We start from the raw sequence: 19,422 nt of genomic DNA, 5'->3' as shown, positions 1-19,422 counted from the left end.
GAAGAGCGTTCATGGAGCATGGTTCTCCCCTTCCCCTTTGAGGCCTCAGTTTCTGTTTTGTCGAAGGAGGATCGCAAGTTGTCCGATCGGTCACGGACTGCTGCCGGCTGGCATTTGCCCTACCGCTTATGATTGTGAGCCGCTTGCGGGAAATACTTCAAAAGCGGGTACCCGGGGGTAGGCCCCGTTGGTCGAGCCCACTTTTATGCAGGCTGCTTGAGCCCTCGCGTCATCATAGGGTCAGGGAAGCGATGCCTGGAAGAAACATGAAACTTGCAGTAATTATCCCGACCCTCGGACGCAGCGAGCAAGTTGCTCGCCTGCTTGGATATTTAGGCGGCCAGACAAGACCTCCCGATGAAGTCATATTGTCGGCACCCGACGCCACACACATCGAACTGCCGGACGGCTGCCCGTTCCCGGTATCGAGTGTTTTCGGTCCGAAAGGATTGGCTGCCCAACGCAACACCGCTCTTGTGCCCGCATTGGGGCGTTTCGACATCATAACATTCTTCGACGACGATTTCGTTCCCTCCATTCGATACCTGGGGCAGGTCGAGGAGGCATTTGCTGGAAATGAGGGATGGGCGGTTGTGATGGGCAGGGTCGTCAGAGACGGCGCCACCAATGCCGGTCTTACCTGGGAGGATGCAGAAGCTGCGCTAAGGGAATCGGAAGGCCACACAGCAAATGGACCCTGCGTGGTCGACCATGTCGGTGCCTACGGATGCAACATGTCGTTCCGTTCCTCGCTGGTTGGCGATTTGCGCTTCGACGAGCGCCTCGTCCTCTATGGCTGGCAGGAAGACATCGACTTCACAAGTCAAATGAGAACCAGAGGTCGCGTCGTATGCGTGACGTCGATCACGGGTGTTCATCTTGGAATAAAAACGGGACGCGTCAGCGGAAAGCGGTTCGGCTACTCCCAGGTCGCCAATGCGGTCTACCTGGTAAGGAAAGGGACAGTTCCAGCCTCTTTCGCGCTTCCCCTTATGTTCAGGAATATTGCAGCCAACCTCGCAAAGAGCCTTTGGCCCGAGCCATATGTCGACCGAAGGGGTCGTCTCAGCGGGAACGCGCTCGCGATCCTGCATATCGCCATGGGGCGAATCGAACCCGAATACATCCTGAAGATCTGACGACGGGGGAAGACAATGCGCAAATTGCTTTCAACAGTGGCAGGGATTTCATTGGCGGCAGCTGCTGCCTGTCCGCTGCCGGCGTCAGCCGCGGAGTACCTGCTTGGGCCGCAGGACAAGGTCAGGCTCAAGGTTTACGAATGGCGCGCATCGCGTGACGTCATCTTCGAGTGGACGGCTCTCAATGACAGTTTCACTGTCGGTGCCGATGGGACGCTCTTCCTGCCATTTGTTGGGCAGATGCGCGCCGAGGGCTCCGCTCCCGGGGATCTCGCTCACGCCATAGGCGATCGGCTGATGCAGCACATGGGTCTCGGCCGCCAGCCGGATGTGGCCGTGGAGATTGCCCAATATAGGCCATTCTATATCATCGGCAACGTCAAGCAATCCGGAGAATTTCCCTACAGGCCCGGCCTGACGGTACTGCAGGCGCTCGGGGTCGCCGGCGGGTTGCCTATACGCGAGGACGATGTGTCTCGGCTTGGACGAGAGTTCATTACTGGCCAAGGCGATGTCGGGCTGCTGGCTTTGAACAATGTCAGCCTGCTCGCGCGCAAAGCGCGGTTGCTGTCAGAGCTGGCCGGCAGTGAAGACATCGCTTTCCCGAGCGAACTGAGGGACAGGGCTTCGAACGCAACCGTTGCGCTGGCAATGGACCAGGAACGCAAGATTTTCGTTATCCGCAAGGATGCACTGGCGACCCAACTGCGCTCACTGCGAGAACTCAAGGACTTCCTGCAACAGGAGCTGGCCTCGCTCGAGCAACAGCTGACTTTCCATGACAAACAGATCGAACTCATCCAAAAGGAGCTCGCGGGTGTCTCGAATCTCGTGCAGAAGGGCCTCGCGGTCGCACCGCGGGAACTCTCGCTGGAGGGGACCGTCGCCCAGATGCAGAGCGACAGATTGGCGGCCGAGACCTCGATGCTGCGTGTCAGGCAGGAGATGAGCAAGACGGACATCGAAATCCTCAACCTCAGCAATCAGCATTCCAGCGAGGTTGCCGAGGGCTTGCGCGAGACACAACAGCAGCTCAATGAGGTCACCAGCAAGTCCGACACCGCGGTGCAGTTGCTGCGCGAGACCCAGGTTGCAGTGCCCGCTCTGCTGGCGCTAAGGCAAAATGCCGCGAGGGCCAAGCCGATCTTCACGATTGTGAGGCCGAAAGACAGCGGCACGGAAGAGTTTGCTGCCCAGGAGACAACCCTCGTCGAGCCGGGCGATACCGTGAAGGTCGAAATCCCGCTGCCGCAGTCGGGCTTAGATAGCTTGCCCGCAGCGGATACAAGCATCCAGGCGGAAACAACTGCTGTTGGAAGTACGAACTGACCGGATCCGGGTTGGGGCCAACCAGGGCCGTATCCTGGCTCGGCCGCTGATCGACCGGGCTGCCCTCTTGCTACAGGTGGCGTTGGACGGGCAGCGGGTCGTGCATGGTCATGCTCGTGGCTATGACCCGAAAAATATGTCGCCCTACAAGTACCCGTTCGCGATATTTCGAACAGCATTCCGACACACCGTCTCTAGCACTTGCCTTGCACTGCGAGGCCGCATATCAGTTGGCGCACGCGGGCTCTTGGCCCCTGACGGAACTCCCTGCCGCGGCAAGCCGACTGGTTCTGCTGGTGCCACTGGAGATATCGGTGCTCACAAGCATACTGGCCGTGTCGGTGGCAGGGATACTACTGGGTTTACGATTCAAGGCTGCGGCGCTGCTGGCAGCGACCGCACTGCTGGTGATCGGGGCGGTCACCTGGAATAGCATGGGGCTGCCTGGCTATGTGACCGTTGGCAAATCTCTAATTCTGGTATTTGTTCTGGCTTGCGCCTACCTCGCAGGCTTGTCTCTAGCGCACTGCTGGACTCGAAACGAAAAGTGATCGTCGCTCGACGCTTCAGGAGGCCCTGTCGACCCGCATGACCGCGACAATGGTCCTGAGCAGGATCACGACGTCGAGCCAGACCGACCAGTTCCGCACATATTGGCTGTCCAGCGCAACGCGGTTATCATAGTCCATGCTGCTTCTTCCACTCACCTGCCAAAGACCGGTGAGTCCCGGCCTGGTTGCGAGGTACTCCGCCTGATGCTCGCCATAACGCCTGAGTTCGTCCTTGACGATAGGTCTTGGGCCCACGCAACTCATGTCACCGCGCAGTATGTTGATGAGTTGGGGAAGCTCATCCAGGCTGGACTTGCGCAGCAGTCGCCCCAAGAGCGTAACGCGCGGATCGTTCCTGATCTTGTGGGTCTCTTCCCACTCCCTGCGTGCGTCGGGGTTGGCATCAAGATATGCACTCAGAACTTCGTCCGAATTGCGCACCATCGAGCGAAACTTATAGCAATCGAATGACCTTCCGCCGAAGCCTACGCGGCTATGCGAGAATATTGGCGGACCGCCGGCCGTAATCTTGATCAACAGACCTACGAGGATCATGACGGGCGCGGCGAAAACGAGCGCTGCGCCGGCGATGACCAGATCCATGATCCGTTTGAGGACGCCTCCGATCGGAGGGTTCGTCGCTCCAGTGATGACATCCGACAGGTCATTCAACACGGTCCCGGCGCCGGCGTAGTCACGCGCAGAAACAACATGCAGGACCGCCCTGCTCTCGACCGCCGCCGGCACAGCGGGCTGGCCCCAAAGCGCCCCCCCCTGGTGCGACTGCTTCTCGAAGGCGTTTGTCATGTGACGGTCGCTGTTTCTCGTTGTTCAACTTCCACAGTCTTCCAAGGACGGAACTTGCCGGCAAGAAATGCAAAGGAGGTAGCGCGATACTCCAACGGCTACCCCCTAATCCTCACGTATGATTGCCCTACACGCTTTGCCGACTTCCGAAAGCGCTGCGCTTGGCCGCAATCCGACGGTGCTTGGACGTCATTGCCCGCGCCTTCGTGAGAAGCACGCCAAGTATCGGCGTCCTGGAGGCCTGCAGCGTCCTCACAAGCTCCCGCAACGTGTCGACGTGCGTCTTTCCCCACTCCGCAACGACCACGACACCATCGAGCACGGATCCAACGATCAGGTCATCCGCCCCGGATTCGAGCGTTGGCAGGTCAACGATGACCATATCATAAGCGGCCAGTTCGTCGGCTGTCGGATCCTCAGCACTGACTTGAGACAGGAAAGCCTGCATGTTTCCTGGCACGAGCAGGCTTTTTGCATCCACCACGGAACTTGAAAGAACGTCGAACCGCCGCCCCAGGGCGCGAATGACATTGTGTTGAAAACCATCCTGGCACTCTTTGCCCTGGACGTTCGAGCGCCCAAGCAGTTGAGTGGTGATCGTCGATCTCCGGACATCGGCGTCGATCACCAATGTCTTTAGGCCGGACATAGAATACAGGGTCGCGAGATTGCTGACGACGGAACTCTTCTGACTGTTGTTCGACACTGCAGTCAGGCCAAGGAATTTCACCGGATGGTTCGTCTCCGCCAAGCTGATTTCGGTTCGCACTTTCCTCAGACTCTGGCTGTATCGCGACCACGGATGCCTAGTCACCTCGTCGACGTTTCCGAATTCCCTGCGCTTGCTGGTGGGCGCCAATTCTCCTACGCACTCTATTTCCAGGTTATCGCGGATTTGACGTGGCGAGCGTATGGTCCAGTCGAATGAATGCCGCGCGAAGGAAAGGCCAATGCCGAGAATGAGCCCTGCGACGCCGGCGAAGGCCAACACCAGCTTCGGTTTTGGAGCGCTTGGAAGAAGCGGTGGTGTCGCGGCCGTGATTACTCTTGCATCGGCGACGGGATAGGATTGCTGGCTTACTGAATTGGTGTAAGCCTGCAGAAAGCTCTCATACATTTTTCGGTAGGTGTCGGCGGTCACCTCGAGTTCTTCGAGAGTAGGTTCAGAATTGACGCCGTCACCGGCACTTGAATCAGCGCCTACGCTATAATCGTGTCGAGAGCGGAATGCCTGTGCCCTGGCCATTGCCTCGTTCATCTGGGTGCGCAGTTGCTGAAGGCGTTTTTCCAACCATGCCCCACCTTCTCTTGCCGACTCGGCCTTGGTGTCGATCTGCTCATGCACGAAGGCGTCGGCCGTTGCATTCGCAATCTTGGCGGCGCCCTCGGGATCGGCGGAGGTGAAGGATATGTCTATCGCGTAGGAGACACCCACCCTTCGCACATCGAGGCCATTGAGGAAAATCAGCATGCTGAGACGTGACTTCTGGTAGTCGGTCAGCTTCGCGACCGACTCCGGAGCGCCTAAACCGATATGCCCCCAGAGCGCGTTCAGCCAGATGCTTTTCTCAAGCCCCACAGCCTGGACCATTATATCTTTGATTTTCCTAAATCTCTCCTGCAATATCGGTGTCTCGGGGCGATTGAAACTTGCATCCTCAATCAGTTTCAACCGACCGATGACCATGGAAGCAATCTTCTCGGATTGCAGTACAGCGATTTGACTTTCTATTTGTGCGGTGTCCAACGAGAGATTTATTTCGCCACCCTCCTGCAGATGTTGGGGCAGCTTCGGTTCAATCAATATCTTCGCGCTGGCTGTAAAAACCGGATCGGTGGTCGAATTGTAAAACCATGCGACCAAGAGTGCCGCGGCAAGGCAGGCCGACATTGTTCCGACATAATATCTCAGAAACTCGGTTATGTCCGAGAGGCCGATGAATTCTTGTCCGGCATTGGCCTGATGATTGGTTGCCAAGGGCCATTGGCTGGCGAACAAACGGTTCATTCAACGTCTCCGGCGGGCATGAAGGAGAATCCTTCGTGCACGCCGCCCGACACAAGAGCTTCATGGCGTCCGCCCGATGTTCTCATAAGAGCCGAGGCCCCGCGATCCCAAGCTTTGCAAGAAAGACTACGCCGACGCGGGGGAAGGTAAACGCCACCAATTGGCGTAGACCTACGCCCTGTGGGAGTGAAGAATGCGCGGCAGACCGGCCCTTATCGTGGCTAGAAATGACTTCTGCCGTTCCAGCAGCAACTGTCGTGCTCGGTTGGCTGCAAGGTCCCGGGCGAGAATATCCAGCTTAGCTGACAGGCGTTCGCTCTTATCCCCGTTTTCCGTTGCCTCCAGGGAAAACGCCGCACAATCTGTCATGTGTTTCCAGGCCCCGCGAAGTCGCTCCGATTCTCTTTCGATTTCTGGCTGAATGCCGTCGAGCGCACGTGCCAAGGCTCGGAAACGCCTATGATCGACGTTCTTCCGAAAAAGGAAACTGAATGGTGTCAGCGGCACTACACAGCCACATTGAGGTTAGCGCCCGACGCGGACCTACTTCCCACGATACTCAACCGCCATGCCCAGACGAGACATCCTTTCGATCATCGATGGGCTCCACCTATTGGATGAGGCGGCACGAAGCGTGGGGTAGCGCTACCCGAATTCATGAAGCGGCCGTGGCTCGCCGAGATGCTAGGAATGTTGGCGCAATTTCGGAGCGAAAGTCGTGACCCTAAACATAGTCGGCCAAGCCAAGCCAAACACATTCGCGTTCGAGAACAATGCTCTCATCAAAGCCACTGGCTTCCGCGAGTATGATGCGCGCTGGTGGTTTGGGCATCCGGGCTCTGAGAAAGAGCCCGAACTCAATTTGATGGGCGCCCAAGCGCTGGGCATGGGTCTGGGTACTCTGATCCGCCGGATGGGCGTGGGCCCTGAGATCATTACCGGCCATGACTTTCGCAGCTATTCGATGTCCATAAAGATGGCGTTGGTGTCAGGGCTGATGGCGGCTGGCGCACGTGTCAAGGACATCGGCCTTGCGCTTTCCCCGACCGCCTATTTCGCGCAGTTCGCACTCAACGCTCCGTCTGTTGCCATGGTAACGGCCTCCCACAACGAGAACGGCTGGACCGGAGTGAAGATGGGCGCGCAGAGGCCTCTTACATTCGGGCCTGACCAGATGACAGCGCTCAAGGCGCTCGTGCTGAACGGCGACTTCGATCTGGTGGGTGGCGGCGGCTACGAATTCGTTTCCGACTTTCGCGAGAGATACATCGAAGACTTGACTGCCGGAAGGAACGTTCGACGCAGGCCGCGTGTCGTCGTTGCCTGCGGTAATGGGACGGCGGGCGCATTTGCCCCCCAGGTGCTGGAGACCATCGGCTGTGAGGTGATCCCCCTTGACGTGGAGCTCGATCACACCTTTCCGCGCTACAATCCTAACCCCGAAGATATGCAAATGCTGCATGCGATCCGGGACAAGGTTTTGGAAACCGGTGCCGATTTGGGTGTCGGCTTCGACGGCGACGGCGACCGCTGCGGCGTGGTGGATAATGAAGGCTCCGAGATCTTCGCGGACAAGGTCGGCGTCATGCTGGCGCGAGATATTTCCAGCCTCTATTCGCAATCCACCTTTGTCGTAGACGTGAAATCAACCGGACTTTTCATGACCGATCCCGTTCTCGCGCAAAACGGTGCACGGACGGACTATTGGAAAACGGGGCATTCCTACATCAAGCGACGGGTTGCCGAGCTTAACGCAATCGCCGGCTTCGAGAAGTCGGGGCACTTCTTCTTCAACCCGCCGATCGGGCGTGGCTATGACGACGGCCTCATAACGGCGATCACCGTCTGCGAGATGCTCGACCGCAATCCGGGAAGGACGCTGGCCGACCTCTATCGCGCCCTGCCCGTAACCTTTGGCACGCCAACAATGTCGCCTCACTGTCCCGACGAAGTCAAATACGGCGTTGTCGACAAGGTCGTCGGCGACTTCATGAAGATGAAGGGGGACGGGACGGTGTTCGCGGGTCAGCCGCTGGCTGATCTGGTTACCGTCAATGGGGTGCGTGTCGTGGCTCAAGACGGCACCTGGGGTCTGGTCAGAGCTTCGTCGAACAAGCCCGAAATTGTCGTCGTCGTCGAAAGCCCCGTCTCGTCGGAGCGCCGTCGCCAGATGTTCGAGGCGATCGACGCCGTCCTGCGCCGCAATCCAGAGGTCGGGGCCTACAACCAGACATTCTGAGAGGAGCTGAAGCATGGCACACCGCATCGTAAGTTTTGTGATGAGCGGAGGAGTCGGGTCCCGGCTATGGCCGCTCTCGCGCGAAGACAATCCCAAGCAGTTCCACGATCTCTCGGGGGACGGTTCCATGCTGGCGAAGACGGTTCGGCGCCTGAAGGCGTGGCCGCACAGCGAAACGCCGATCTATCTGATAGCATCCGAACGTCATGCCGAACGGGTCATCTCGGACATAACTCCGCTTGGGCTGAACGGCGGAAAGCCGATTTTCGAACCCCTGGGCCGCAATACCGCGGCAGCTGTCGCTATTGCGACACTGCAGACGATTTCGAAGCACGGCAAGGACGCGCTTGTGCTCGTGGTCCCCTCCGACCACGAGATATCGACCGAGACGCAGTTCTGGGAGACCGTTGAAGCGGGCATGCCTGCCGCCGACTCGGGAAGCATCGTCGTGTTCGGCATCAAGCCCACTCATCCAGAGACGGGATATGGATACATTGAGGTTGCGGCCAATGGTGACGGCGCGGCCGCGGTTTCACGGTTTGTCGAAAAGCCGAACATCGAGACGGCGCAAAAGTATTTATCGTCGGGAAGGTTCTACTGGAATGCGGGCATCTTCCTGTTTCGTGCCGACACAATGCAGAGAGCTTTAATCGAATTTCAGCCGGAGATATGGGAAACGGCGGAACGCGCCTTCAAGACGGCCAAGGTGGATGTCTCGGGTCTTTACCTGCCACAAGGCTTCTACTCGGCGGTCCCCTCCACATCGATCGACTATGCGGTCATGGAACATGGGCAGGGCATCGCGATGGTGACGGCGTCCTTCCGCTGGAACGACCTTGGATCGTGGCAATCATTGCTGGAGGCGAGCCCCGTGGACGGCAATGGCAACGTGGTAATGGGCGATGTTGTCGCCATGGACTGCGACAGTTCCTACCTCAGAAGCCAAGGTCGGCTGCTCACCGTTATAGGGATGAAGGATGTGGCGGTGGTCGCAACGCCGGACGCAATATTCGTCGCCCCGGTCAGCCATAGCCAGAATGTGAAGAAGGTCGTCGAGCAACTCGAGAAGAGTGGGCGTCTCGAGACGAAATTCACGGCGTCGGAAGACCGGGTCATTGTCAGCGGGTCATGGCGCAAGCGCGTCGAGCACTGGCTCTTCAACGAGACCCTTCCGCTTTGGTCAAACGCAGGGGTCGACAATGTGCATGGCGGCTTCCACGAAGCGCTTCGTTTCGATGCGACGCCATTAAGCAAACCCAAGCGGATGCGGACGATGGCTCGCCAGATCTATGCTTTTGCGGTGGCCAAGGAACGTGGCTGGACCGGGGACGCCGACAAGCTCATCGATCACGGAATCGACTTCATCTCAAAATACGGCCGCACCGATCGCGGAGGGTGGGTACGCACCCTCAATCCGAATGGAAGCGTGGCGGACCCCGTGGAGGACGCCTATGATCACTCCTGCGTGCTCCTCGCACTTGCCCATGCCTATCGATGCGGCCACAAGGCTGGCCTTCAGCTTGCACAGGAGACATTTCAGTTCATCGACTCTCACCTCGAGGATGGCAGCCTGAATGGCTTCCTTGAGACACCTGGCTGGAATGGGGTTCGGTCCTCGAACCCACACATGCACATGCTTGAAGCTTTCCTTGCTTGGTATGCCGTAACCGGCGATCGCGTATATCTGCGTCGAGCGGCTCGCGTCATCGATCTCTTCCGCAGCCATTTCTTCGATCAGGAAAGTTGGACGCTCGGCGAGTATTTCGATGCGGACTGGCTGCCGTTGCCCGGAGACCAGGGGCAGTGGACCGAACCGGGGCACCATTTCGAATGGGCCTCTCTGCTCGTCGACTTCGCGCGGGCAAGCGGGCAGAAAGATCTGGCTGCTTATGCGAGGAAACTCTATTCGTCGGCGGTCGCCAGCGGGCTGAATCGAGCCACAGGGTTGGCGTATGCGGCCGTTTCGCGACAAGGGCTGCCTCTCGACAGGCTCTCGCGTAGCTGGCCGCAATGCGAAGCGATCAAGGCGGCGATCGCGTTGGATGGCATCGGCGGGCCCGATCTGAAACCAGAGATCGAAGCTCGTGTCGCGCGCCTTTTCAGATGGCATATCGATCCCGCACCGCTTGGCCTGTGGATGGACAGGATCGACGAGCGCGGCCGATCGCTGGCGACGGAGGTTCCTGCCAGCATCTTCTACCATTTGGTGACAGCGTTAATGCAATATCTCGACAAGACCGAGGGGCAGGTGGAGGCGTTCCCCGTACCGTCTCTCAAAGACGACAGCGCTGTCGCGAAGCAGAGTTATGGCTAAAGAAAGCGATCGCTCATCGCAAAGGGACGGATCTTCTCCAAACAGAATGTTTTCTCGCCATTCGTCCCTGTGACGCCTTGGACGCCAGCTACCGCTAATTCGGTATCTTCTTGTCTCTGTGTCACCACAGCAAAGTGCGATATCGTGGAAGTCACGCCAAAACGAGAGGATCGACCTGCCTCTCGATCTGAGGCTGCGTAAAGTTGTCAAGACGTGGGAATTAGAAACCGTTGTCCGTACAGTTGAAGGCGACGATGGCAAAAAAGAAATCGCGGCACAGGCGCAGTGGTGATCTTCTGAAGCTGCTTGCAACAAGGCCTCGGGCCGTTGCGCTTGCCGCGCTGCATGTGAGTGAATCGGTCCTCCTGGAACTCGAAGCATCGGAGTTGTTGTCTCCGTCTGAGATCAGGGGACTGCTGAGGGATGCGTCGCTGACGTTGCGCAACGCCGCCGACCAGGCAGATAATCGGAGCTGTCTCGTTGCCAGCGAAATAGTTGAGTCAATGAGGGAGAATTTTAAGAGAAGTAAGTCATAGATGACGCCAGCTCTAAGCGGCGTCAATCGAGCCCTAGCGTGTTGCGAGCCAGATTTCGATACGACATTGACGTCGCGACCTTTCTTTGCCGGGATCCAAAGAGGCGCCCATCACATGAATTTTTATATACATGGTGAAGTTCAGGAAGGTACACATGGAGTTGGCGTAGGGGGTAGGGATGGCGAATGCTTCACGTTCTTTTTCGAGAGGAGATGAGCACCGTTCGACATACGTTGGACTTAGCGATGACGACGCCGCTCTGATCAAGACTCTCGGGTTCACCGCAAAGCGATATCCAGCCGACGCGGTGATCTTCAGCCAAAGTGACAACAAGGATCGTATTTACGTCGTCGAGTCGGGTTGGGGATGCATTTCCCATGAGCTTCCGGATGGCCAGCGACAAATTCTCGATTTTGCCCTGACAGGCGATGTCGTTCTGCCTCAATCACATGGGAGCGGCTCTATTGAGACGTTCGTAGCTCGAACTGAACTTTCGTTGCTTGTGGCACCCACCAAGACTTTGACGCTTGCTGCTATGAAATCGCCTCAACTCTTCTCGTTCATTGTTGGGGCTTTCGTACGCAACGGCGCGGTGATGGCCCAACACCTCGCCAACATAGGACGACGCAACGCATTGGAGCGAACAGCACATTTGCTGCTCGAACTGACAGCGCGCCTGCAACGAGTAGGCGCGGTTGACCGCAACGGCTTCGACTGCCCGCTCACCCAATACGATCTCGCGGACGCCCTTGGTCTTACTCCGATCCATGTCAATCGAATGCTGCGGGAACTTCGCGAGCGGAAGTTTCTCGAATTCCGCCAGGGCCATGTCCGCGTGCTCGATTCTCCGGGCCTGACGAAGTTCGCCGGATTCGACGGCGAATACATCAGGAGCTGAGCACCAGGCGCCTCAGCCCCTTGGGATCCTTGCATTTGAGGGACCTGAAGCTTCGCGTCTGTCTCGAAGAACAGCAAGCTCATCGGCCGCTTCATCAATGCCCTGAGAGGCGGCTCGCTCGAGCCAGATCCGGCCGGCAACTGGCTCGTACTCACCGGCAACACCTTGGGAAAGGTAGCGGCCCAGCATGAGTTGGGCGTGTCCATGCCCTCGCTCAGCGGCGGCTGCGAACCATTTCTGCGCCGCCTTCCGATCCGGAGTAAGCCCCTGCCCGCTCTCGTATAGCGCCCCGATTGCAAACATCGCGCCAACATGGCCGGTGGCGGCAGCCTGCTTGAATAGATGCGCCGCGGCGCGCGCCGAGCGCTCTCCTCCACGCCCATTGTAGAGCATTTCGGCCAAAGCCACCTGCGCGTCCACCATGCCAGCATTGGCCGCTCGGTCAAACCAAAGCCTGGCCTGCATCTGGTCAGCTGGCACACCGCGTCCATTCTGAAGCATGCGCGCATACATATACTGCGCCTGCGCCATGCCTTCGGCTGCGCGCCTCATCCACTTCGCCGCCAGTTCCTGGTTTTTGCTCACTCCGACCCCTTCGGCAAAACAAAGCCCGAGATTGAAGGCCGCGACTGCGTCTCCTGACGAAGCAGTCGCTTCGAACCACTCCGCGACATCGACACCATCAGTAGGGTCGCCGGCGCCTTCCAGGATAAGGTTCGCAAGGTCGACCTGGGATTCTCGATTGCCACCATTAGCGGCGCCGCGCAGCCAGCGCGTTCCTTCCTCGGCGTCCTGAGCTACACCGTTCCCGGAAAGATACAGCGATGCCAAGGCACGAGCGGCTACTGGATGACCTGCCTCCGCAGCGCGCCGGTACCACGTCGCGGCTTCCGCATAATCCGGTTGAGGGCGCTTCACATACCGTTCGCCTATACGATAGGCGGCGTCGAGGTTTCCGGCCACTGCGGCGCGACGCATCCACGCCTCGCCTGCTGCGGGGTCCTGACGTGACAAGCTGCCCTCGATGAGAGAAAGCCCCAGCCTGAATTGGGCCGAAGCGAGGCCCTTTTCCGCAGCCAGCTGATAAAGCTCAGCAGCCGCCTCGCGATCGACGGGCACTCCCATTCCGTGCTCGGTGAGGACCGCAAGAAGGTAGATCGCTGTCGGCAGACCTGCATCGGCCGCACGCCGCATCGCTTCGGCAATCCTAGTCCTGTGCTCCGGTTGCTTGCGACGGGCAAGTGACAGGGCGAGGCCAAGGCATCCTTCCGGACAACCGGCCGCCGCGGACTTCTCGTACAAGCCATGAGCGGCATTGAGGTTGCGCATCGGCATTGGGCCCTTGCTTAGAATATAGCCGAGTATGGCCTGCCCTGTTGCGGAGCCAGCCTCGGCAGCTTTTTGGGCGAACGGAAGCGCTGCCTCGAAATCCGGCTTTCGTGAAGACGGCGACTTGAACAGGCTTTCTGAACTGCTGGTTCCTGTGTTGTCCTCGTGTTCGGCCAGCCCAGTGCTGTAAAGCGCGGCAAGGAGTGCCTGCGCATCGGGGTTACCATGGTCAGCAGCCCGCCGTAGCCAGCGCGTCCCTTCCAATCGGCTTGGCGGTACGCCCGACCCCTCAAGATAGCAGCGCGCGACGCGGCATTCCGCTTCTGGAACCCCGGCACGAGCAGCGGTGGCTATAAGCGGAAACGCTTCGGCAGCTTTGCCTTGTTCAGTAAGCTGAGCTGCCCTGCGCAGCGCCAGCGCCGGGTGGATACGTCCGGCCAACCGATCCATCAACGCCATTTATGGCTCCCGCATTGCTTCCTGACCGATCGGCAGCATCGTGCCGAGGATGTATCTGAGCACCGTGCGGCGGCCTACCTTCACATCAGCTGTGACCGGCATGCCGGGGCTGACCGCGAAGCCGGCGGGCACGCCATGAAGGGCGACGTCGTCGATGGAAATTCTCGTGCGGTAGAACTGGTCGGCATCCGAGGGCAGCATGGCCAACGAGCTATTCGGGTCACGCACCTGATCCCTGGCAGAGAAGGAATCCGGGCTGACCGAGCGTACCGTGCCGTGAGCCAGGCCGTATTGCGAATAGGGGAACGTATCGAATTTGATTGCTACGGGATCGCCGACGTGAACAAAGCCGCTGCTGCGGCCGATGATATTCGTCTCCACCTCAAGCACCGCGTCAGCCGGGACCAGCGTGATCAACCGCTCTCCGGACTGCAGAACCGAACCCACGGAAACTTTAGCCACAGATTGAACGGTAGCGTCGGCCTCGCTCCTGAGCTCGACCAACTGTTTGCGCAGCTTGGCCTTGTTGAGAAGCTCGCGGGCGTCGGATATGCGCGAATTGGCCTCCGACAGGCTCTGCGAAACGTCTGCGCGCCAACTCTGGACAAAGCCGTCACGCTCGGCCGCAACCCCAGCCTGCTGGCGCTTAGCAGCCTCGGATGTCTGCTCGGCGTTGGTGAGAGCTCGCGACATTTCAGCTGTGTTGTCCTCGGCAAGGAGCGTATTGAGACGGCTTCCGACCTGTCTCACTTCGAGTTTTTTGCGCATTTGCTCGATCGACCCCGCGACGGCCAATCGCTGCCGATAGCCATCGGCATCGGACTGGGAGCGGGAGATGACCGAACTGAGTTGGTCACCCTGTCGATCGAAGCTCTCCAGCTTGGCGTCATAGACCGCCTTGCGACGATCGAAGATCGAGGCCTGCAGTGTCCAACTCGGATCCAGGCCGTCATAGGTGAATGAGTTTCCGTCGGCCTCGGCCTTCAGGCGAGCCACCTCGGCTTCGAGGGTCGTGACTTGGGCGGCCAATGCGGTGAGATCGGCCGAGGCAAAAGTGGCGTCGAGTCGGGCAAGCACCTGGCCGGCCTTGACCTGCTGTCCTTCGCGTACCTCGATAGAGCGGACGATGGCTGTCTCGAGCGGCTGGACGACGATGTTTGGCGACTGTGCCACCACCAGGCCCCTCGTCGTGACCACCTGGTCAACCGGTATCAGAGCTGCGAGCATTATCAGCGCGACGACCAGGCTAAATACGACCCAGACGATGCTACGAGCCACTCGCGGAACCGGCGCGTTTGCGACGGCTGTCGATGGCCTTTGGAATTCGAGAATGACCGGCGCCGTCGGATCGCTGGCCTTTGCCCGACGACGGCGAGCAGCAATTGGCGCATAGGGGGTGACGCTCATGGCCGGCTCACATCAACGGAGGGCACAGCCGCCAATCGGCCACGCCGGCCTTCCAGGTGCCGGTTCTGCTGAAGCCAAAGCTGGCGGTAAACGCCACACCGCTCCAGTAGGACGGAATGCGGCGCGACATCGAGAACCTTGCCCTGATCCACCACGAGGATCTGATCGCACTCCGTCAGCGATGCCAGCCGGTGCGAGACGATGATCATCGTTCGGCCGCTGGCGATACGCATGAGGTTGTCGCTGACCACCGCTTCACTCTCGGGATCGAGCGCGCTTGTCGCTTCGTCCAGTATCAGGATGGTCGGGTTGTGAATCAGCGCGCGGGCTATTGCCAACCGCTGCCGTTGCCCGCCCGACAGATTGGGTGAGCCTTCCTCAATGTAGGTATCATAGCCATTCGGCATGCGTTCGATGAACTCAGCCGCGCCGGCGAGGTGAGCAGCACGCATGGCATCCGAAAGCGTCAAGCCCTGACGTCCCGCGATGATGTTGTCCCTTATCGAACCGCGGAAAAGGAAATTATCCTGAAGGACAACACCTAGGCCCTGGCGGAGGTGGCGCAGGTTAATTTCCTTGAGGTCGATCCCGTCGAGCTTGAGGAACCCGCTGTAGTCGCGGTTGATGCCTTGCAGAAGACGCGCGATAGTCGATTTTCCGGACCCGCTGCGCCCGACGATGCCGAACATCGAGCCAGACGGAATGTCGAAGCTGACCCGGTCGAGCGCCGGCGTCTTGGTACCCATGTAAGTGAAGGTCAGGTCGCTAAACTTGATTTCGCCGACAAGTTTTGGCCTCAGGCCCGCGGAATTTGAACTGCTTTCTAATGGACGGTTGAGAACTGACGCCGCCTCACCGATGGCCGCGCCGACTTCTTCGTAGTCCTCTACCAGACGTGCCAGGCCGACAAGGGGCTGCGCGACGCGTTGGGCGATCATCATGAATGCAAACAGGCTGCCGACCATGTAGCCAGTGCTGTCGCTCATGGCCAGATACGCCCCCATCAGCATGGTGCCCAACACCATCGCGCGCTCAACTGGCGTTACGAGGGTTTGCGGCCAATTGGCGAGTTGCCCAAAAGCCAGGCGCGCCTTACCCGCGTCCGCCACCCGTTCGTCCCAAAGCGCCTTGCGTTGCGGCTCGAGACCAAGCGCCTTGACCGTCTTGATGCCGGCGACGGTCTCGCCGAGCGCCGCCGACTTCCAGGTCTCGGCATTCACCACGCGTTGGTAGCTGGCCCGCAGCGGCGCAAGGAAAGCAAGGATGATCAGCATGATCAAGACGGCGCAGCCGAGCACCATCCAGGCGAGTGTTGCGTTGATATAGAACATGACTGGGATGAGCACGCACAGCGTCATCAGATCCAGGAAGGTGCTGAGCAATTTGCCTGTGAGGAATTCGCGGATGCGGTAGACCTGTGCCAGATGGTACATTGTCTCGCCCGCTGGATGGCGCTCGAAATAGTCAAGCGGCAGGCGCAACAGCCGACCGAAGACGTGCAAGTTCAGCTTGGTGTCCAAGCGAGCGCCGACCACGTTGATGATCAGGCGGCGCGCGTGGCCGAGCAGGGTCTCATAGGCGAAAACGACGACTATCACTGCACTCAGCAATGCCAGAGTCGAGATGCTGTTGAACTGCAGCACCTTGTTGACCACAGTCATGACGATAAGGGGCGGCAGAATTGTCAGGATGCTGAGTGTGAACGAAGCGATGCCGATGTCGCGCAGCGGCACAGCCTCGAGCCGCACAAGATCTACGAGCCAGCGGAAGGTGAACGGCGCGTCGGCGGCGACGAAGGATCGTTGAGGACGCAGCAGCACCGCCTCACCCGACCAGACCCGCGACAACCTCAGCTCGTCGATCGCGATCGCTTGGGCATCATCCGGCGCATCTACGCTCTTCAAGAAAATGAGATTGCGTTCGGCGCTAGCACCAGTAAGCAGGCCAGCGCGGCCATCGCTGAACAGCAGAACCACCGGTCCGGTTTGTTCGAAGCGCAGAAGATGCGACCAGCGGACGCGAACCGCGCGCGACCACATCCCGCCGTTCTGCGCCCAGTGAGAGAGATCCGCAGCGGTCGGAGTGGTGCCTACGCTTGCGGCCCTGAATTCGTTGGGGTCCAGCTCGACACCGTGGTAACGTGCGACCTTGATCATAGCCCTTAGGCGCGGTGCGACCTGACCGAATTCGGCAGGCCCGCCTGGACTCCGTTGCGCTTTGCCCTCGCCCGGATGCTTGCCGGCCGCATTCGCTTGCGCGTCATGATGGTTCGGGCTCGGTTTGGGGCCTTGACTGAGTTGTACGCTCACAGTGCACTGCTCCCGCGAACCAGCCTCAAGAGTTCGAAGAGGCTCGCTACGTCTTGTCGCAATGGAAGTTGGCGAGACCGTTCGCATCTCCAACAGGCATACGAGATGAGACGATTGCCGGCGCTGGAAGCGCGCAGGCGCAGACCCCGCCTTCCAGCAGGGTCCGCGTCCACTGTTTTCAACCGCTTAGTCATGCGGCTTCAGAATATTGCTCAGTGTCTTTTTCAGTGTGTCGTCGGTTTGAGCATACCCCGAGCTCTGCTTGTCCGATGTCAGGTCCAAGGTCGAACCGAACGGCTTGTTCTGGGTCTGACCAAAGCCTGCGACAGAAGTGAGCAGGTTCAGGAGGTCCACAGCCACCGAAACAATGGCGAGGCTGATGAGCTGCCTGAACAAGTCCTGGCTGTCAGCGGAACTACTGGACTGTATGAACTGCTTGATATCCTTCAGCCCAAGCGTGTCGGTCGAGATATAGCCACCTTGACTGTTGGCCGACGAACCATGATCCCCGTTGCCATGCCCTCCATGACCATTGTCACGGCTGCCACGGCCATTGTCACCACGGTCATTGTCATGACGGTCACCATTGCCATTGTGGCGATCGTGGTCGTGATTGCCATTGTGACCATGGTGATGGTGGTTGCCGTTGTGGTCATGATCATTGTCGCCATGACCGGTGGCACCAGTGGACCCGGTATGGCCCGTTGCTCCAGTGGAACCCGTTGCTCCGGTGTGCCCAGTTGCCCCGGTCGCACCAGTATGGCCGGTCGCACCTGTTGCCCCGGTGGCACCCGTTGCACCAGGATTCCCTGTCGCACCTGTTGCTCCAGTGTCACCCGTCGCGCCGGTATCACCCGTTGCTCCGGTGGCTCCGGTGTCGCCAGTTCCTCCAGTGTCGCCGGTGGCTCCGGTCGCTCCGGTGTCACCAGTTGCTCCGGTGTCGCCTGTAGCGCCAGTCGCTCCCGTTGCACCAGGGTCGCCAGCCGCACCCGTTGCTCCGGTAGCCCCGGTCGCACCTGTTGCCCCCGTGTCACCCGTCGCGCCAGTTGCTCCGGTGTCACCGGTCGCCCCAGTCGCTCCGGTGTCACCAGTTGCTCCGGTGTCGCCTGTAGCGCCCGTGGCTCCCGTTGCACCAGGGTCGCCAGTGGCACCCGTTGCTCCGGTCGCACCTGTTGCCCCCGTGTCACCCGTCGCGCCAGTCGCCCCGCTATCACCCGTCGCGCCAGTCCCCCCGGTATCACCCGTTGCTCCGGTGGCTCCGGTGTCGCCAGTTGCTCCAGTGTCACCCGTCGCGCCAGTTGCTCCGGTGTCGCCCGTCGCGCCAGTCGCTCCGGTGTCGCCAGTTGCTCCAGTGTCACCCGTCGCGCCAATATCGCCGGTCGCTCCGGTGTCACCCGTCGCTCCGGTAGCCCCGGTCGCACCAGTATCACCCATTGCGCCAGTTGCTCCGGTCGCACCAGTATCACCGGTTGCGCCCGTTGCTCCGGTGTCGCCCGTTGCGCCGGTGGTCCCAGTTGTGCCTGTGCTTCCGGTAGCACCGGTCGCTCCTGTCGAACCCGTGGCGCCAGTATGACCTGTCGCCCCTGTGGCCCCGGTCGCACCAGAATGGCCAATTGCCCCGGTCGAACCCGTTGCGCCAGTATGACCTGTCGATCCCGTGGCCCCTGTCGCACCCGAATGACCGGTTGCCCCAGTTGAACCCGTGGCTCCGGTCGCGCCAGTCGCCCCGGTAGAGCCAGTCGCGCCTGCAGCTCCAGTCGAACCCGTAGCGCCAGAATCCCCGGTTGCACCCGTGGCTCCGGTATCACCCGTTGCGCCAGTCGCACCGATGTCGCCTGTACCGCCGGTGGCACCCGTTGCACCCGAATCGCCGGTCGCACCCGTGGCTCCGGTATCGCCGGTCGCACCCGTGGCTCCGGTATCACCCGTTGTGCCAGTCGCACCGGTGTCCCCCGTAGCGCCGGTGGCACCTGTTGAGCCAGGATCCCCAGTCGCACCCGTGGCTCCGGTATCGCCGGTTGCACCCGTGGCTCCGGTATCGCCGGTTGCACCCGTGGCTCCGGTATCGCCCGTTGCGCCAGTTGCTCCGTTGTCGCC

General features: G+C 59.8%; 14 protein-coding genes. 7 read left to right on the top strand and 7 right to left on the bottom strand.

Features of this window, described 5'->3' with window-relative positions; genetic code table 11:
- Positions 1–266 precede the first annotated feature (266 nt).
- The 3 genes from FJ936_RS08190 (at position 267) to FJ936_RS08180 (ending at position 3,019) form a co-directional block, all read left to right on the top strand.
- On the top strand, positions 267–1,139 hold the full coding sequence (locus FJ936_RS08190) for a glycosyltransferase (protein WP_140793005.1): 873 nt from the start codon (positions 267–269) through the stop codon (positions 1,137–1,139).
- 15 nt (positions 1,140–1,154) lie between these two features.
- Positions 1,155–2,468: a polysaccharide biosynthesis/export family protein gene (locus tag FJ936_RS08185; RefSeq protein ID WP_140877044.1), complete on the top strand. Its 1,314-nt coding sequence runs from the start codon at positions 1,155–1,157 to the stop codon at positions 2,466–2,468.
- A 314-nt stretch (positions 2,469–2,782) separates the two neighbouring features.
- Entirely contained in the window at positions 2,783–3,019 is a 237-nt protein-coding gene (locus FJ936_RS08180) for a hypothetical protein (RefSeq protein WP_140793001.1), read from the top strand.
- 15 nt (positions 3,020–3,034) lie between these two features.
- Here the strand turns inward: FJ936_RS08180 and FJ936_RS08175 are convergent, their stop codons facing one another.
- Both FJ936_RS08175 and FJ936_RS08170 read right to left on the bottom strand, forming a co-directional pair.
- Entirely contained in the window at positions 3,035–3,826 is a 792-nt protein-coding gene (locus tag FJ936_RS08175; RefSeq protein WP_224588080.1) for a sugar transferase, read from the bottom strand.
- A gap of 127 nt (positions 3,827–3,953) precedes the next feature.
- Positions 3,954–5,834, bottom strand: coding sequence for a tyrosine-protein kinase domain-containing protein (locus FJ936_RS08170; RefSeq protein WP_140792999.1), 1,881 nt, complete (start codon positions 5,832–5,834; stop codon positions 3,954–3,956).
- A 718-nt stretch (positions 5,835–6,552) separates the two neighbouring features.
- Here FJ936_RS08170 and FJ936_RS08165 point away from each other — a divergent pair.
- From FJ936_RS08165 to FJ936_RS08155, 4 genes are all read left to right on the top strand, one after another.
- Entirely contained in the window at positions 6,553–8,073 is a 1,521-nt protein-coding gene (locus FJ936_RS08165) for a phosphomannomutase/phosphoglucomutase (RefSeq protein WP_140792997.1), read from the top strand.
- Between the two features lie 13 nt (positions 8,074–8,086).
- Positions 8,087–10,387 (top strand): mannose-1-phosphate guanylyltransferase/mannose-6-phosphate isomerase, encoded by a 2,301-nt coding sequence (locus FJ936_RS08160; protein WP_141906359.1) that lies wholly within the window; start codon positions 8,087–8,089, stop codon positions 10,385–10,387.
- Between the two features lie 254 nt (positions 10,388–10,641).
- Positions 10,642–10,923, top strand: a complete 282-nt coding sequence (locus FJ936_RS30695) for a hypothetical protein (RefSeq protein WP_140792993.1) — start codon at positions 10,642–10,644, stop codon at positions 10,921–10,923.
- A gap of 178 nt (positions 10,924–11,101) precedes the next feature.
- Entirely contained in the window at positions 11,102–11,821 is a 720-nt protein-coding gene (locus FJ936_RS08155; RefSeq protein WP_140792991.1) for a Crp/Fnr family transcriptional regulator, read from the top strand.
- Positions 11,822–11,833: 12 nt separating this feature from the next.
- Here the strand turns inward: FJ936_RS08155 and FJ936_RS08150 are convergent, their stop codons facing one another.
- From FJ936_RS08150 to FJ936_RS30845, 5 genes are all read right to left on the bottom strand, one after another.
- Positions 11,834–13,609: a tetratricopeptide repeat protein gene (locus tag FJ936_RS08150; RefSeq protein WP_141906358.1), complete on the bottom strand. Its 1,776-nt coding sequence runs from the start codon at positions 13,607–13,609 to the stop codon at positions 11,834–11,836.
- Positions 13,610–15,016 (bottom strand): HlyD family type I secretion periplasmic adaptor subunit, encoded by a 1,407-nt coding sequence (locus FJ936_RS08145; protein ID WP_141906357.1) that lies wholly within the window; start codon positions 15,014–15,016, stop codon positions 13,610–13,612.
- Positions 15,013–17,325, bottom strand: a complete 2,313-nt coding sequence (locus FJ936_RS08140) for a peptidase domain-containing ABC transporter (RefSeq protein WP_246680427.1) — start codon at positions 17,323–17,325, stop codon at positions 15,013–15,015. The genes FJ936_RS08145 and FJ936_RS08140 overlap by 4 nt, the downstream gene beginning before the upstream one ends.
- 186 nt (positions 17,326–17,511) lie before the next feature.
- Entirely contained in the window at positions 17,512–17,721 is a 210-nt protein-coding gene (locus FJ936_RS30850; protein WP_224598478.1) for a hypothetical protein, read from the bottom strand.
- A 50-nt stretch (positions 17,722–17,771) separates the two neighbouring features.
- On the bottom strand, positions 17,772–18,863 hold the full coding sequence (locus FJ936_RS30845; protein WP_246680426.1) for a hypothetical protein: 1,092 nt from the start codon (positions 18,861–18,863) through the stop codon (positions 17,772–17,774).
- Positions 18,864–19,422 lie beyond the last annotated feature (559 nt).

The sequence above is a fragment of the Mesorhizobium sp. B2-4-13 genome, assembly GCF_006658535.1.
In the GTDB taxonomy this organism is placed as follows: Bacteria; Pseudomonadota; Alphaproteobacteria; order Rhizobiales; family Rhizobiaceae; genus Mesorhizobium; species Mesorhizobium australicum.
Note: the sequence above shows the minus strand (reverse complement) of the source record. Positions and strands in the feature narration are given on the sequence as shown.

What these genes read in the sequence shown, in the direction of transcription:
- FJ936_RS08190 (WP_140793005.1), top strand. Translation starts at nt 267, where the DNA reads ATGAAACTTGCAGTAATTATCCCGACCCTCGGACGCAGCGAGCAAGTT.
- FJ936_RS08185 (WP_140877044.1), top strand. Translation starts at nt 1,155, where the DNA reads ATGCGCAAATTGCTTTCAACAGTGGCAGGGATTTCATTGGCGGCAGCT.
- FJ936_RS08175 (WP_224588080.1), bottom strand. Translation starts at nt 3,826, where the DNA reads ATGACAAACGCCTTCGAGAAGCAGTCGCACCAGGGGGGGGCGCTTTGG.
- FJ936_RS08170 (WP_140792999.1), bottom strand. Translation starts at nt 5,834, where the DNA reads ATGAACCGTTTGTTCGCCAGCCAATGGCCCTTGGCAACCAATCATCAG.
- FJ936_RS08160 (WP_141906359.1), top strand. Translation starts at nt 8,087, where the DNA reads ATGGCACACCGCATCGTAAGTTTTGTGATGAGCGGAGGAGTCGGGTCC.
- FJ936_RS30695 (WP_140792993.1), top strand. Translation starts at nt 10,642, where the DNA reads ATGGCAAAAAAGAAATCGCGGCACAGGCGCAGTGGTGATCTTCTGAAG.
- FJ936_RS08155 (WP_140792991.1), top strand. Translation starts at nt 11,102, where the DNA reads ATGGCGAATGCTTCACGTTCTTTTTCGAGAGGAGATGAGCACCGTTCG.
- FJ936_RS08150 (WP_141906358.1), bottom strand. Translation starts at nt 13,609, where the DNA reads ATGGCGTTGATGGATCGGTTGGCCGGACGTATCCACCCGGCGCTGGCG.
- FJ936_RS08145 (WP_141906357.1), bottom strand. Translation starts at nt 15,016, where the DNA reads ATGAGCGTCACCCCCTATGCGCCAATTGCTGCTCGCCGTCGTCGGGCA.